Source organism: Azospirillum sp. Marseille-Q6669, assembly GCF_965111635.1.
Map to the genome: position 1 here is coordinate 157,724 of NZ_CBCOOP010000002.1, position 14,447 is coordinate 172,170.

Consider the following 14,447-nt stretch of genomic DNA (forward strand, 5'->3'; position numbering starts at 1 on the left):
ACCCTCCCCGCTGACGCAGGGGAGGGTGGGGGGAATGACGCCTTACGACACCACGATCCGCGGCGCGGTCCGCGCCGGGCCCTGCTCGCCGGCGATCTTCTCCCACACGCGCTTGGCAATTCCGCGGTACACCTTCGCGTGCTCCGACTCGGGCTGCGACACCACGATGGGCTGGCCTTGGTCGGAGGTCTCGCGGATGTCGAGGTGCAGCGGGACCTCGCCGAGGAACTCCATGCCGAGGTCCGTGGCTTCCTTGCGGGCGCCGCCGTGGCTGAAGATGTCCGTGCGGTGGCCGCAGTTGGGACAGCAGAAATAGCTCATGTTCTCGATGATGCCGAGGACGGGCACGTCCACGCGGCGGAACATGTTCAGCCCCTTGCGGGCGTCCAGCAGGGCGATGTCCTGCGGGGTCGAGACGATGATCGCCCCGGCCAGCGGCACCTGCTGTGCCATGGTGAGCTGGGCGTCGCCGGTGCCCGGCGGCATGTCCACCACCAGAACGTCGAGCGTGCCCCAGTTCACGTCGCGCAGCATCTGCTGGAGCGCGCTCATCACCATCGGGCCGCGCCAGATCATCGGCGTGTCCTCGGCGACCAGGAAGCCCATCGACATCACCTTGATGCCGTAGTTCTCCATCGGCTCCAGGATTTTGCCGTCGCGGCTGGTCGGCCGGCCGGAGATGCCCAGCATGCGCGGCATGGACGGGCCGTAGATGTCGGCGTCCAGAAGCCCGACCTTCAACCCGTTCGCCGCCATGGCGAGGGCGAGGTTGCTGGCCGTGGTGGACTTGCCGACGCCGCCCTTGCCCGATGCGACGGCGACGATCGCCTTCACGCCCGGCACCAGCGGCTTCTGCTCCGCAGGCTGCCCATGGGTGTGGCCGCCGTGGGAGTGGCCATGCCCGCCATGGGAATGCCCGTGATCGTGCCCGTGGCCCTGCTGCGGGGCGGCGCCCTGACCGGCGGGGCGGTGCGCCGTCAAGACTGCGGTGACCGACAGAACGCCCGGCAGGGCCTCCACCGCTTTCTCGGCGGCGTGGCGCACCGGCTCGGCCTGGGCGCCGCGCTTGGGGTCCACTTCGATCGAAAAGGCGACGTGCCCGTCACGCACGACAAGGCCGGAAAGCATGCCGAGGCTGACGACGTCCTTGCCCCGTTCCGGATCGACAACCGTCCTCAGAGCTTCAAGGACTTGAGCTTCGCTGACCTGCGCCATGGTTGAAAACTCCGCTTCCTTCCCGATATTGGCGGATATCCGTCGGTGAAATCCTTCCCCGAATGGGATGGGCACTATAGGGCCGGCGGACAATAATGGTAAAGGGATCGGACGGTCCGGAAACGATTTGTTTTCCGGAATTTCCGTCCCAAGAATTGAGAGAGCGCGAAGGGGAACGAACGGAATGCCGTGGAGCAATCAGGAGGGGGCGGCGGTGGCGGCCCCTGGGGTCCTCCGCCGGGTGGTGGCGGTCAGAATCCGTGGGGCCGTCCGCCGGGTGGCGGTGGAGGCGGCGGTGGTGGTGGCGGCGGAGGGCCGCAGCCGCCGGACCTGGAGGATCTGCTGCGCCGCGGCCAGGACCGCCTGAAGCGGGTGATGCCGGGCGGCGTCGGCAGCGGCCGGGGCATCGCGCTTGTCGTCGGCCTGCTGGCCGTGGTCTGGCTGGCCAGCGGCATCTACCGCGTCGAGGCGGACGAGCAGGGCGTTGTTCTGCGCTTCGGCCAGTGGGTGCGCACCGAACAGCCCGGTCTGCGCTACCACCTGCCGTCGCCCATCGAAACGGTGCTGATGCCCAAGGTGACGCGCGTCAACCGGATCGAGGTCGGCTACCGCTCGGCCGGCGACGGGCGTCGGGGTGATCGCGACGTTCCCGACGAGTCGCTGATGCTGACTGGTGACGAGAACATCATCGACATCGACTTCACCGTCTTCTGGGTCATCAAGGACGCAGGCGAGTATCTGTTCAAGATCCGCGACCCCGAGGCCACCGTGAAGAAGGCGGCGGAAAGCGCGATGCGCGAGGTCATCGGCCGCACCGACCTGCAGCCGGCCCTGACCGAGGCCCGCCAGCAGATCGAAACCTCCACCCGCCAGCTCCTCCAGGCCATGCTGGACGACTATGAGGGCGGCATCGAGGTGACGCAGGTGCAGTTGCAGAAGGCCGACCCGCCGTCGCCCGTCATCGACGCCTTCAACGACGTGCAGCGCGCCCGCGCCGACCGCGAGCGCGCCCGCAACGAGGCCGAGGCCTACCGGAACGACGTGATCCCGCGCGCCCGAGGCGATGCGGAACGGCTGATCCAGGAGGCTTCCGCCTACCGTGAGCAGGTCGTGAACCTGGCCCAGGGTGACGCCGACCGCTTCCGCAAGGTGTTCGACGCCTACTCGACCGCCAAGGACGTGACCGCCAAGCGCATGTATCTGGAGACCATGGAAGAGATCCTGAGCGGCGCCAACAAGGTCATCATCGACGGCAACGCGCAGGGTGCCCAGGGCGTGGTTCCCTACCTGCCGCTCAACCAGCTTCAGCCTGCCCCGGCGCGGCCCGCCGGCCAGCAGCCGGCCCGTTGAGGAGGGATGCCATGAACCGCACATTGTTGGTCGCCGGCATCGGCATCCTCGCCGCGGGCGTGCTCGCCTCGGCCTCGCTGTTCACGGTGAACGAGGCGCAGCAGGCGCTCGTCCTCCAATTCGGCGAGCCGATGCGCGTCATCCGCGAACCCGGCCTGAAGGCCAAGATCCCCTTCATCCAGGAAGTCCGCATCCTCGACCGTCGCGTGCTCGATCTCGACCCGCCGGTGGAGCAGGTCATCCTGGCCGACCAGAAGCGCCTGGACGTGGACGCCTTCGCGCGTTACCGCATTCTGGACCCGCTGCGCTTCTACCAGACCGCCGGCAACGAGGCGGTGGCCGAGACGCGGATGAACGCCATCGTGAACTCGGCGCTCCGCCGCGTTCTCGGCAGCGTGACGCTGCTCGCCATCCTGTCGGACGAACGTCCGCGCGTGATGAACGACATCCGCGGGCAGGTGAACGACGAGGCGAAGCGCTTCGGCATCGAGATCGTCGATGTCCGCATCCGCCGCGCCGACCTGCCGGAGGAGACCAGCCAGTCGATCTTCGCCCGCATGCGGTCGGAGCGTGAACGCGAAGCCGCGGAGGCCCGCGCCCAGGGTCAGGAGCAGTCGCAGCAGATCCGCTCCCGCGCGGATCGCGAGCGCACCGTCATCCTGGCCGAAGCGCAGCGCGATTCGCAGATCCTGCGCGGTGAAGGCGACAACCAGGCGCTGAAGATGATCGCCGAGGCGACGTCGCAGGACCCGCAGTTCTACAGCTTCTACCGGACGCTCGAAGCCTACCGGAAGTCGCTGAACAAGGACGACACCACCATGGTGCTGTCCCCGACCGGCGAGTTCTTCCGCTACTTCGGCGACATCACCGGCGGCGGCAACGGCCAGCCGGCTCCGGCTTCGGGCAGCGGCCCGGCGCTGCAGCGGGCCCCGGCTCCGGCGACCGCCCAGCAGCAGTAAGTCGTCGCGCTCGCTTCCCCTTCCCCCTTGTCCCGGGGGAGGGGCTGGGGTGGGGGCTCCCGTTCTCCCACCCCAATTTTGTCTTTCCGTCCTGAAATCCTCCTCTGAAATGCCGCCCGACCGATGACGGATTTCCTCACCGCGCTGGCCCTGGTCCTGGTGATCGAAGGCGTGCTCTACGCGCTGTTCCCGTCTGCGATGCGGCGGCTGATCGTCGAAGCGCTGACGATGCCGGAGAACCGGCTGCGCACCGTCGGGCTGGTGACGGCGATGGCCGGCGTCGGATTCGTCTGGCTTCTGCGGGGCGCCTGACACCCTTTTGCCGCGCGCGCGTCGCTGGACCGCGCCGCCATTTTCCGGCCATACTCCGACTTCTATACTCGCGCGTCCTCCGTGGCGGATGGGACCCGTGCGCCTTTGCTTGAAGCAGTGACGCGCGGGGATTACATCCGGCTCACGGATCGGTGAAGCGCCCCCTCGGACCGCAATTCGCATGAAGCCGCGGGCCGATTGGAACAGATGGCCGATTGGAACAAGAAGGTGCCGGATGTCCGGCAGGGAGAGCTGAGTTGAACCCGAACCACCCCATCCACCGCGCCGAATCCGGCCGCCGTCTGCGCGTCGTGCCGCTGATCGCCGCTCTCCTGTTGGGGCTGTCCGCCGCCGTCGGCACCCCCGCCATGGCCCAGTCGCGCCCGGCGCCGACCAGCTTCGCCGACCTGTCGGAAAAGCTGCTGCCCGCCGTGGTCAACATCTCCACCAGCCAGGCGGTGGCGCAGCGCCAGCAGGGCGCCCGTCCCGAGATGCCGCAGTTCCCGCCGGGCTCGCCGTTCGAGGAGTTCTTCCGCGACTTCTTCGACCGTCAGCAGCAGGACCAGCCGCAGCAGCCGCGCAAGTCCACCTCGCTCGGGTCCGGCTTCATCATCGACGCCAAGAACGGTTACGTGGTCACCAACAACCACGTCATCCAGGACGCCGACGAGATCACCGTCATCCTGCAGGACGACACCAACATCAAGGCGGAGCTGATCGGCAAGGACCCGAAGACCGACGTCGCCCTGCTGAAGATCACCACCAACCACCCGCTGGTCGCCGTGCCCTTCGGCGATTCGGACGCCATGCGCGTGGGCGACTGGGTGCTGGCCATCGGCAACCCGTTCGGCCTGGGCGGCTCGGTCACCGCCGGCATCATCTCGGCCCGCCAGCGCGACATCAACGCCGGCCCCTACGACGATTTCCTGCAGACCGACGCCTCGATCAACCGCGGCAACTCCGGCGGCCCGATGTTCAACCTGAACGGCGAGGTCATCGGCATCAACACGGCGATCTTCTCGCCGTCGGGTGGTTCGGTCGGCATCGGCTTCGCCATCCCGTCCAACCTCGCCAAGCAGGTGGTCGCGCAGCTCCGCGAGTACGGCAAGACGCGGCGCGGCTGGCTGGGCGTGCGCATCCAGGGCGTGACCCCGGAGATCGCCGAGAGCCTGGGCCTGCAGGGCCACAAGGGCGCGCTGGTCGCCTCGATCACCCCGAACGGCCCGGCGGCCAAGGCCGGCATCCAGGCGGGCGACGTGGTGACCAAGTTCGATGGCAAGGAAATCAACGAGATGCGCCGCCTGCCGCGCGTCGTCGCCGAGACGCCGATCGACAAGGCCGTCCCGATCGAGGTGTGGCGCAAGGGCAAGTCGCAGCAGCTTCAGGTGAAGGTGGGCGAGCTTGAGGCCGCCGAGGAATCGGGCCTTCTCGCCGCCAATCCGGAGGAGCAGCGCCGCCAGCCTCAGCAGGCCCCGGCCCAGAAGCCGACCGAGACGCTGGGCCTGAAGCTGACCAACATCACGCCCGAGCTGCGCCAGCAGTTCGAGATCAAGCCCGAGCTGAAGGGCGTCGTGGTGACCGAGGTGGCCGGCAACTCCACCGCGTCGGAGAAGGGCATCCGCGCCGGCGACGTCATCATCGAGGTCGGCCAGGAGGAGGTCCGCAAGCCGGAGGACGTGACGTCCAAGATCCAGAAGGCCAAGGAGCAGGGCAAAAAGTCCATCCTGCTGCTGGTGGACCGTCACGGCGACCTGCGCTTCGTCGCCATCCCGCTCAGCCAGGGCTGATCCGGGGGCTATCCCGAAAGGAAAAGGGCACCGGCGGGAGACCGCCGGTGCCCTTTCGCTTTGTGAGGTTGCGGAGGCGTGCCCGTAAAGGCTGGGCGGTCAGCCCTCCACGAACTCCCCGATCCGGTAGCCCTGGGCGAACAGCAGGGCGGTCAGGTCGCCATGGTCCACGCGGGCGCGGGCCTGGGCGGCCACCGTCGGCTTGGCGTGGTAGGCGACGCCAAGCCCGGCGGCCAGCAGCATCGGCAGGTCGTTGGCGCCGTCGCCGACGGCCATGGTCTCGACGCTCGGGACGTGGCGCTCCCCGGCGTAGGCGAGCAGGGCCTCCAGCTTGCTATCCTTGTCGAGGATCGGCTCGACCACCGCGCCGGTCATGACGCCGTTGACCACCTCCAGCACGTTGCCGCGGTCGTCGTCGAAGCCGACCCACTGGCGCACCCGCTCCGTGAAGCAGCGGAAGCCGCCGGAGACCAGCACGCAGGTCGCCCCGTTGGCGCGCATGGTGGAGACCAGTGTCCTGGCACCCGGCATCAGCGTGGCGCGCTGCCACACCTCGTCGACGACGCTCTCGTTCAGGCCCTTCAGCAGGGCGACCCGCTCGCGCACCGCGCCCTTGAAGTCGATCTCGCCGTTCATGGCGCGGGCGGTGATCGCGGCGATGTGGTCCTTCAGCCCGACGTAATCGCCCAACTCGTCCAGCATCTCCTGCTCGATGATCGTGGATTCCATGTCGGCAACCAGCAGGCGCTTTTTCCGGTTGCCCGGCTTCTGGGCGATGACGTCGATGGCGAGGCCGTCTTGAGCAAGATTGGCCAGAGCGCGGCGCACGGCGGCTTCGGCCTGCTCGGGGACCAGCCCTTCCTCGGCAATGTCGCAGGCGCGGTCCGGCGCCAGCCAGTCCGGCTTGGCGGTGTCGGCCCCCAGCGCGGTCAGGGACGCGCGGGCGGCCTGCACGGCCTGCTCGTCGAGAACGGCGGAGGCGGCGGCGATCAGCGTAACGACAGCGCTCATGGCGGGCGATCCTGGAAGAGCCGTGGGGAAAGGGCGCGCGCGCTCCCTAGCACAGCCGGGAGTTTGCGCCAACCCACTCCGCCAAGCGTCATAGACATTCCGCGCCGGGGACCCGGAAGCCTCCCGCCGTGTTTCCGCTCAAATCGCGGGAGGGTTCGTCCATGATCCAGCGGCCTGCCACCCTTCTTACCCCGTCCATTCTCGCTTTCACCTTGCTGTTGGCCGGATGCGGCACCAGGACTGATCTGGCGCAGCGCCCGCCGCCCGGCTATGTCGGCGACGTGGCAGGGCGTGTCTCGGCGGTGGATTGGGCGCAGGCCCGCCCCGTGACCGTGCAGTTGGACGAGTTCCGGTTCCAGCCCGACCGTCTGGTCTTCGAGCGGGGAACGCCCTACCGCCTGATGCTGGAGAACCGCGGGAGCGTCGCGCACACCTTCACTTCCGAAGGCTTCTTCAAGGCCATCGCGGTGCGCCGGGTCACCACCGCGCAAGGCGCCGTCGAGACGCCGGCCCTGGTGAATCTGGAAATCCCCGCCGGCCAGACCGACGTGGTGGACTTCATCCCGATCCAGGCCGGCACCTATGACCTGGCCTGCCACGAACCGCTGCACAGCAGCTTCGGCATGACCGGGACGATCAGGGTTCGCTGAGGCCCCGCACCGGTCGTCCTTGCCAAGCCGAGCCTTCCCCTGCCATACGCTGTAGCCGGAGGAACGTCAGGCAAGGCGACATGGCAGAGGACAGCCCGCGCAACCGGGATGTGCAGCACCGGCATGTGGTGGTGATCGGCGGCCCGACGGCGTCGGGCAAGTCGGGCATGGCGCTCGACATCGCCCTGGCGCGCAACGGCACGGTCATCAACGCCGACAGCATGCAGCTCTACGCCGAGCTGGACGTGCTGACCGCCCGTCCGGGGGCGGAGGATCTGGCGCAGGCGCCCCACCGGCTCTACGGCGTGCTGCCGGCGGCGGAGCGCGGGTCCGCCGCGCGCTGGCGCGACATGGCGCTGGCCGAGATCGCCGCCGCTCACGCCGCCGGACGGCTGCCCATCGTCGTAGGCGGCACCGGCCTCTACCTGCGCACGCTGATGGAGGGCTTGAGCGCCGTTCCCGCCGTCCCGGACGAGGTCCGCAAGGCCGCCCACGCCCGGCTCCAGGAGCTGGGCGGCGAGGCGTTCCGCGCGGAGCTGGTGGGCCGCGACCCGGCCTCGGCCAAGCTGAACCCTGGCGACACCACCCGCCTGACCCGTGCCTGGGAAGTGCTGGAGGCCACTGGCCATCCGCTCTCCCACTGGCAGACCCAGCGGGCCGAGGGCGCGCCGGAGGGTCTGCTGTTCTCCGTGCTGGTGATCGACCCGCCGCGCGACGCGCTCTACGCCAATTGCGACCGCCGTTTCCGAGTGATGATGGGGCAGGGGGCGCTGGAGGAGGTGCGGCGTCTGGACGCGCTCGGCCTCGAACCCGATCTGCCGGCGATGAAGGCGTTGGGCGTGCCGGAGCTGCGCGACTGCCTGCGCGGTGCGCTGACGCTCGACGAAGCCATTGCGCTGGCTCAGCAATCGACGCGCCGCTACGCGAAGCGGCAGGTCACCTGGTTCCGCCACCAGCTCGCGGCGCGGCCTCCGGCCTCCGCGCTGCATGGCTGCCATACGATCAATTCGCTCTACACAAGACCACTTAGTGAAGCAATACTGACCTATCTTGAAACGACGTTGCGTCGTTGACCCTCAGGAGGATTGAAAGTGACGGTCGATTGGGGAAACGTGTTTGCCGGTCGCGTCGCCGGTATGGGAGCTTCGGAAATCCGGGAGCTGCTGAAGCTGCTCGAACGGCCGGAAATCATCTCCTTCGCCGGGGGCATCCCGGACCCCGATTTCTTCCCGACCGCGGCCATCGCCCGCGCCTATGAGAAGATCTTCCAGTCCAACAGCGGGGCCGGCGGCGCGCTTCAGTACACCATCAGCGAGGGCTTCACGCCGTTGCGCGAGTGGATCTGCTCTTACATGGGCCGTCGCGGCATCCAGGCCGGGCTGGACGAGGTGCTGGTGACCAGCGGGTCGCAGCAGGCGCTGGAGTTCGTCGGCAAGCTGCTGATCGGTCCGGGCGAGAAGATCCTGGTGACCCGCCCGACCTATCTCGGCGCGCTCCAGGCCTTCTCGCCCTACGAGCCGCAGTATCTTTCCGTCCCCGGCGACGCCGAGGGGCCGGACCTCGCCGCGGTTGAGGCGGCGCTGGAGCAGAAGCCGAAGTTCTTCTACCTCGTCCCCGACTTCCAGAACCCCAACGGCACGACGATCTCGCTGGCCCGCCGCGAGGCGTTGCTGGACCTCTGTGCCAAGCACGGCGTGCCGATCGTCGAGGACGCGGCCTACACCGAGCTGCGCTACGAGGGCGAGCCGATCCCGTCGATCGTCGCGCTGGACGCCGCCCGCAACGGCGGCAAGATCACCAACGTGCTGTTCTGCGGCTCCTTCTCCAAGACGATGGTGCCGGCCCTGCGCGTGGGCTGGATCAACGGCCCGGCCGAGGTCATCAACCGGCTGGTCCTGATGAAGCAGGCCGGAGACCTGCACACCAGCACCATCAACCAGATCGTGCTGCACGATGTGGTGTCGCAGAACTTCGACAGCCACATCCGCCGCCTGCGCGCCGCCTACAAGGAGCGCCGCGACGCCATGTTGACCGCGCTGGACGAGTTCGCCCCGGCCGGGGTGACCTGGACCAAGCCGGAAGGCGGCATGTTCGTCTGGATCGAGCTGCCGGAGGGCACCGACGGAGTGGACTTGCTGGCCCGCGCCATCAAGGACGCCAACGTCGCCTTCGTCCCCGGCTCGGCCTTTCACGCCGACCGATCGGGCAAGAACACGCTGCGCCTCAGCTTCTCCAACAACAACCCGGAGCGCATCCGCGAAGGCATCCGCCGCCTCTGCGGTCTGCTTCAGACCGTCGCGGCGTAACCCCGCCAGTCTTTGCGCAACGGCCTGCCTCCGCACCCGCGGGGCAGGCCGTTCGCGTTTGCGGGCGGCTTTGCGGGGAGGGCGGTCTTTCCAGCTTGCGAAATATTTGGAAAAACTGCGGCAAAAAATCTTTTCGATCATTCGCAAAATGGGTTGACCAAAGACGGACGGATTGTCTAGTTTGCCGGTCCCGGCCTTCGCCTTTGGGGATAACCCCTTGTTTTCCCAGCAGGCCATCGCCGGGGTTTGAGAAGGAACAGGGCCGCCCGAGAAAAGAGGGGCCCCCATTGGAAGGTCGTGAGCTATGCCCGAACAGAAGCTGACCGGCGCGCAGATCGTCATCAAGGCCCTGAAGGATCAGGGCGTAGACATCATCTTCGGTTATCCGGGCGGCGCGGTACTTCCGATCTACGACGCCATCTTCCAGCAGAACGACATCAAGCACATCCTCGTCCGGCATGAGCAGGCCGCTGTGCACGCCGCGGAAGGTTACGCCCGCTCCACCGGCAAGGTGGGCTGCGTGCTGGTGACCTCCGGCCCCGGCGCCACCAACGCCGTGACGGGCCTGCTGGACGCGCTGTGCGACAGCATTCCGCTGGTCTGCCTGTCCGGGCAGGTGCCGACCCACCTGATCGGCAACGACGCCTTCCAGGAGGCCGACACCACCGGCATCACGCGCCCCTGCACCAAGCACAATTACCTGGTGAAGGACGTCAACCAGCTGGCCCGCACCATGCACGAGGCCTTCTACGTGGCGCGCAGCGGCCGTCCCGGCCCGGTGCTGGTCGACATCCCGAAGGACGTGCAGTTCGCCGACGGCACCTACGTCCCGCCGACCGAGGTGAAGCACAAGACCTACCGCCCGCAGGTGAAGCCCGAGATCGCCCGCGTGGAGGAGGCCATCGAGCTGATCGCCACCGCCAAGCGTCCGATCTTCTACACCGGCGGCGGCGTGGTGAACGCCGGCCCGATCGCGGCCAAGCTGCTGACCCAGTTCGTGAAGATGACCGGCTTCCCGATCACATCGACCCTGATGGGGCTGGGCGCCTTCCCGGCGTCGGACCCGCAGTGGCTGGGCATGTTGGGCATGCACGGCACGTACGAGGCGAACCTCGCCATGTACAACTGCGACGTCATGATCAACATCGGCGCCCGCTTCGACGACCGCGTGACTGGCAAGCTGTCGGAATTCGCGCCGGGCTCGAAGAAGATCCACGTCGACATCGACCCCAGCTCGATCAACAAGAACGTCGCGGTGGACATCCCCATCGTCGGTGACGCCGGCGCCGTTCTGGAGGACATGATCCGTATCTGGAAGGCCCGCCAGAAGCGTGCCGACCAGACCGCCCTGAAGGAGTGGTGGGGTCAGGTCGAGGGCTGGCGAGCCCGCAACTGCCTGAACTACAACCGCACCGAGGCGGTCATCAAGCCGCAGTACGCGCTGGAGCGGCTGCGCGAGGCGCTGCGCGGCAAGAACCACTATGTGACGACCGAGGTCGGCCAGCACCAGATGTGGGCCGCCCAGTTCCTGCCCTTCGACGAGCCGAATCGCTGGATGACCTCCGGCGGCCTGGGCACCATGGGCTACGGCCTGCCGGCGGCGATCGGCGCGCAGCTCGCCCATCCGGACGCCATCGTGGTGGACGTGTCGGGCGAGGCGTCCTTCCTGATGAACATGCAGGAGATCGGCACGGCGGTGCAGTACCGCGCCCCGGTCAAGATCTTCATCCTGAACAACAAGTACATGGGCATGGTGCGCCAGTGGCAGGAGCTGCTGCACGGCTCCCGCTACTCCAACAGCTACTCCGAGGCGCTGCCCGACTTCGTGAAGCTGGCGGAAAGCTGGGGCTGCGTCGGCCTGCGCGCGACCACGGTGGCCGAGGTGGACGAGGTCATCGAGAAGATGCTGGCCGTCACCGACCGCCCCTGCATCATCGACATCGCCGTGGACCCGAAGGAGAACTGCTTCCCGATGATCCCCGGCGGCAAGGCCCACAACGAAATCCTGTTCGGTCCGGAGGACAGCCCGTCCGACGCCACGCCGGAAGACGGCATGGTGCTGGTCTGATCGCGGCGACCAAGACGAACGGTTGAAGGCCCTCTGGCGGAGTACGGATCGTGGAAGAGAAGATCGAGAAGCACACCATCGCCGTGCTGGTGGACAACGAGCCGGGCGTGCTGGCCCGCGTCATCGGCCTGTTCTCGGGCCGCGGCTACAACATCGAAAGCCTGACGGTGGCGGAGGTGAACAACGCCGACCACCTGTCGCGCATCACCCTGGTCACCTCCGGCACCCGCATGGTGGTGGAGCAGATCAAGGCCCAGCTCGACCGGCTCGTGCCGGTGCACAAGGTGCACGACCTGACGGACGAGGGGCCGTCGGTGGAGCGCGAGTTGGCGCTGGTCAAGGTCGCCGGCACCGGCGAACGCCGCATCGAGGCGCTGCGCCTGGCCGACATCTTCAAGGCGAAGGTCGTGGACGCCACCCTGACCTCCTTCGTGTTCGAACTGACCGGCACGACGGCGGAGGTCGACGACTTCGTCGGGCTGATGGCCCAGCTCGGCCTCGTCGAGGCCAGCCGCACCGGCGTCGTCGCCATGTCGAAGGGAGCCACCGGGTTCTGATCCCGGCCCTTACCGGCGGGCTATGAGGCTACCCATGACAGGGAGACGACCCAGCCCGCCGTCCTTTTGCAGGTCTGCCGAACAGTCTTGTGCTTGACGCGGCCCTTTCGCCGGTGGAGTAATTCCGCTGCGCAAAACTCGCACCACCAGATCGAAAAATCCAAGGAAGATCACCATGCGCGTCTATTATGATCGTGATGCCGACGTGAACCTGATCAAGGGGAAGAAGGTCGTCATCGTCGGCTACGGCAGCCAGGGCCACGCCCACGCCAACAACCTGCGTGACAGCGGTGTGAAGGACGTGCGCATCGCCCTCCGCCCGGGTTCGGCCACCATCAAGAAGGCTGAGGCCGCCGGCTTCACGGTCATGGCTCCGGGCGAGGCCGCCGCCTGGGCCGACGTGGTGATGATCCTCACCCCCGACGAGCTGCAGGCCGACCTGTACCGTGACGACCTCGCCAAGAACCTGAAGGAAGGCGCCGCCCTGGCCTTCGCGCACGGCCTGAACGTGCACTTCAACCTGATCGAGCCGCGTGCCGACCTCGACGTGTTCATGATCGCGCCGAAGGGCCCCGGCCACACCGTCCGCGGCGAGTACCAGCGCGGCGGCGGCGTGCCCTGCCTCGTGGCCGTGCACCAGAACGCCTCGGGCAACGGGCTGGACATCGCCCTGTCCTACGCCTCGGCCATCGGCGGCGGCCGCGCCGGCATCATCGAGACGACCTTCAAGGAAGAGTGCGAGACCGACCTGTTCGGCGAGCAGGCCGTGCTCTGCGGCGGCCTGACCGAGCTGATCAAGGCCGGCTACGAGACGCTGACCGAGGCCGGCTACGCCCCGGAGATGGCCTATTTCGAGTGCCTGCACGAGGTGAAGCTGATCGTCGACCTCATGTATGAGGGCGGCATGGCCAACATGCGCTACTCGATCTCCAACACCGCCGAATACGGCGACTACAAGACCGGCCCGCGCATCATCACCCCGGAGACCAAGGCCGAGATGAAGCGCGTTCTGGAGGACATCCAGACCGGCCGCTTCGTCCGCGACTGGATGCTGGAGTGCAAGGCCGGCCAGCCGTCCTTCAAGGCGACCCGCCGCCGCAACGCCGAGCATTCGATCGAGCAGGTCGGCGAGAAGCTGCGCGCCATGATGCCCTGGATCGCCGAGCGCCGTCTGGTCGACAAGTCCAAGAACTGATCGGTTCCTGGATCGAGAAACGGGAAAGCGCGCCGTGAGGCGCGCTTTTTCGTTTTTGGAGAGTTCTGCATTGGTTTGCCCCCCTCCTAGCCTCCCCCCGCTTCGCAGGCGGAGGAGCCGAATTCCCTCCCCTGCGCAGCGGGGGAGGGCCAGGGTAGGGGCAAGTGCAACCGCCTGGGAAGCCTCACACATCCCCCCGCGACCGGTCCGCCTTGGGCCGCTCGTCGAGCAGCGGCCGGCCGGTGTGCACGAAATGCACCACCTCCGCAATGTTGGTCGCGTGGTCGCCGATGCGCTCCAGGCTCTTGGCGATGAACAGCAGGTGCATGTGGGCGGTGAACATCTCCGGCAGGCGGGCCGCCGACAGGTTGATGCTCTCGCACAGGCTGGTGTAAAGCGCGTCCACCTCGTCGTCTGTGCGCCAGACGCGCAGCGCCAGCTCGACGTCGCCGTCCACATAGGCGTCCACCGCGGTGGTCAGGCGCTGGCGCACCAGGCGGCCCAGGTTGGGCAGGGTGCTCATCGCCGGGGACTCGGGGAACTCCGCCACGGCGACGGCGCGGCGGGCGGTGTTGGCTGCGTGGTCACCCACCCGCTCCAGGTTGCCGGCGATCTTCAGGGCGGCGATCACCTCGCGCAGGTCGTCGGCCACCGGCTGGCGAAGCACCAGCATGCGCATGCAGTTCGCCTCGATCTCGTGCTCGTAGCTGTCGAGGCGCGCGTCGGACTCCACGATGGCGCGGGCCTGCTCCGGGTTGCGCTGGGTCAGGCAGGTCAACGCGCCGTCGAGCTGGGTTTCCGCCGCCCCAGCCATCTGCACGATGCTGGCCTTCAGCCGCTTCATGGCGTCTTCGAACGCGGTGACGATGTGCGGGGCGGGGTTCTTCATGGGGGCGGGCCTTATCGGTGCGGCGGACGGCCGGGACGTTACCGTTTCGTGGCGTCGCGAACCAGCTTTCTTCCAACAATCCCGTGTGGCGGACGCGGCATGGGAACGGTTGATTTCGCATGTGCGAAATGGCAAGAGTCCGGCCTCC

At 67.8% G+C, this 14,447-nt stretch carries 13 protein-coding genes; 10 read left to right on the forward strand and 3 right to left on the reverse strand.

The genetic code is table 11. From position 1 onward, the window contains the following. Nucleotides 1-42: 42 nt before the first annotated feature. Nucleotides 43-1,215 (reverse strand): iron-sulfur cluster carrier protein ApbC, encoded by a 1,173-nt coding sequence (gene apbC, locus ACWPXE_RS11960; RefSeq protein ID WP_454018051.1) that lies wholly within the window; start codon nucleotides 1,213-1,215, stop codon nucleotides 43-45. 189 nt (nucleotides 1,216-1,404) lie between these two features. On the opposite strand from apbC, the gene hflK reads away from it, so the two are divergent. The 4 genes from hflK (at nucleotide 1,405) to ACWPXE_RS11980 (ending at nucleotide 5,623) form a co-directional block, all read left to right on the forward strand. Next, nucleotides 1,405-2,565 (forward strand): FtsH protease activity modulator HflK, encoded by a 1,161-nt coding sequence (gene hflK / locus ACWPXE_RS11965; protein WP_454018052.1) that lies wholly within the window; start codon nucleotides 1,405-1,407, stop codon nucleotides 2,563-2,565. Between the two features lie 11 nt (nucleotides 2,566-2,576). Continuing rightward, a complete protein-coding gene (gene hflC, locus ACWPXE_RS11970; protein WP_454018053.1) occupies nucleotides 2,577-3,524 on the forward strand; it encodes a protease modulator HflC in 948 nt (315 codons plus the stop codon). A gap of 123 nt (nucleotides 3,525-3,647) precedes the next feature. Beyond that, a complete protein-coding gene (locus ACWPXE_RS11975) occupies nucleotides 3,648-3,836 on the forward strand; it encodes a DUF2065 domain-containing protein (RefSeq protein WP_014239988.1) in 189 nt (62 codons plus the stop codon). Nucleotides 3,837-4,093: 257 nt separating this feature from the next. Further along, complete coding sequence (locus ACWPXE_RS11980) at nucleotides 4,094-5,623, forward strand: DegQ family serine endoprotease (RefSeq protein ID WP_454018054.1); 1,530 nt, start codon at nucleotides 4,094-4,096, stop codon at nucleotides 5,621-5,623. 99 nt (nucleotides 5,624-5,722) lie between these two features. Here ACWPXE_RS11980 and serB read toward each other — a convergent pair whose 3' ends face one another. Further along, a complete protein-coding gene (serB, locus tag ACWPXE_RS11985) occupies nucleotides 5,723-6,634 on the reverse strand; it encodes a phosphoserine phosphatase SerB (RefSeq protein ID WP_454018055.1) in 912 nt (303 codons plus the stop codon). 161 nt (nucleotides 6,635-6,795) lie between these two features. Here serB and ACWPXE_RS11990 point away from each other — a divergent pair, with 161 nt between their 5' ends. The 6 genes from ACWPXE_RS11990 to ilvC all read left to right on the forward strand — a co-directional run bounded on the left by ACWPXE_RS11990 (nucleotide 6,796) and on the right by ilvC (nucleotide 13,410). Further along, nucleotides 6,796-7,284 carry a cupredoxin domain-containing protein gene (locus ACWPXE_RS11990; RefSeq protein ID WP_454018056.1) on the forward strand — a complete coding sequence of 163 codons (489 nt, stop codon included), beginning with the start codon at nucleotides 6,796-6,798 and terminating at the stop codon, nucleotides 7,282-7,284. 80 nt (nucleotides 7,285-7,364) lie between these two features. Continuing rightward, nucleotides 7,365-8,357, forward strand: a complete 993-nt coding sequence (gene miaA / locus ACWPXE_RS11995; RefSeq protein WP_454018057.1) for a tRNA (adenosine(37)-N6)-dimethylallyltransferase MiaA — start codon at nucleotides 7,365-7,367, stop codon at nucleotides 8,355-8,357. Between the two features lie 18 nt (nucleotides 8,358-8,375). Further along, a complete protein-coding gene (locus ACWPXE_RS12000) occupies nucleotides 8,376-9,590 on the forward strand; it encodes an aminotransferase-like domain-containing protein (protein ID WP_454018058.1) in 1,215 nt (404 codons plus the stop codon). 304 nt (nucleotides 9,591-9,894) lie between these two features. Then, entirely contained in the window at nucleotides 9,895-11,658 is a 1,764-nt protein-coding gene (locus tag ACWPXE_RS12005) for an acetolactate synthase 3 large subunit (protein ID WP_237903892.1), read from the forward strand. Between the two features lie 50 nt (nucleotides 11,659-11,708). Continuing rightward, nucleotides 11,709-12,215, forward strand: coding sequence for an acetolactate synthase small subunit (gene ilvN / locus ACWPXE_RS12010; RefSeq protein WP_014239995.1), 507 nt, complete (start codon nucleotides 11,709-11,711; stop codon nucleotides 12,213-12,215). Nucleotides 12,216-12,390: 175 nt separating this feature from the next. Continuing rightward, nucleotides 12,391-13,410, forward strand: a complete 1,020-nt coding sequence (ilvC, locus tag ACWPXE_RS12015) for a ketol-acid reductoisomerase (protein ID WP_014239996.1) — start codon at nucleotides 12,391-12,393, stop codon at nucleotides 13,408-13,410. A gap of 184 nt (nucleotides 13,411-13,594) precedes the next feature. On the opposite strand, the gene phoU is transcribed toward ilvC, so the two are convergent. Continuing rightward, nucleotides 13,595-14,299, reverse strand: a complete 705-nt coding sequence (gene phoU, locus ACWPXE_RS12020; RefSeq protein WP_454018059.1) for a phosphate signaling complex protein PhoU — start codon at nucleotides 14,297-14,299, stop codon at nucleotides 13,595-13,597. Nucleotides 14,300-14,447 lie beyond the last annotated feature (148 nt).

Bases quoted from the DNA above. Each gene is read 5' to 3' on its own strand.
- apbC (WP_454018051.1), bottom strand. From the start codon at position 1,215: ATGGCGCAGGTCAGCGAAGCTCAAGTCCTTGAAGCTCTGAGGACGGTT.
- hflC (WP_454018053.1), top strand. From the start codon at position 2,577: ATGAACCGCACATTGTTGGTCGCCGGCATCGGCATCCTCGCCGCGGGC.
- ACWPXE_RS11975 (WP_014239988.1), top strand. From the start codon at position 3,648: ATGACGGATTTCCTCACCGCGCTGGCCCTGGTCCTGGTGATCGAAGGC.
- serB (WP_454018055.1), bottom strand. From the start codon at position 6,634: ATGAGCGCTGTCGTTACGCTGATCGCCGCCGCCTCCGCCGTTCTCGAC.
- ACWPXE_RS11990 (WP_454018056.1), top strand. From the start codon at position 6,796: ATGATCCAGCGGCCTGCCACCCTTCTTACCCCGTCCATTCTCGCTTTC.
- miaA (WP_454018057.1), top strand. From the start codon at position 7,365: ATGGCAGAGGACAGCCCGCGCAACCGGGATGTGCAGCACCGGCATGTG.
- ACWPXE_RS12005 (WP_237903892.1), top strand. From the start codon at position 9,895: ATGCCCGAACAGAAGCTGACCGGCGCGCAGATCGTCATCAAGGCCCTG.
- ilvC (WP_014239996.1), top strand. From the start codon at position 12,391: ATGCGCGTCTATTATGATCGTGATGCCGACGTGAACCTGATCAAGGGG.
- phoU (WP_454018059.1), bottom strand. From the start codon at position 14,299: ATGAAGAACCCCGCCCCGCACATCGTCACCGCGTTCGAAGACGCCATG.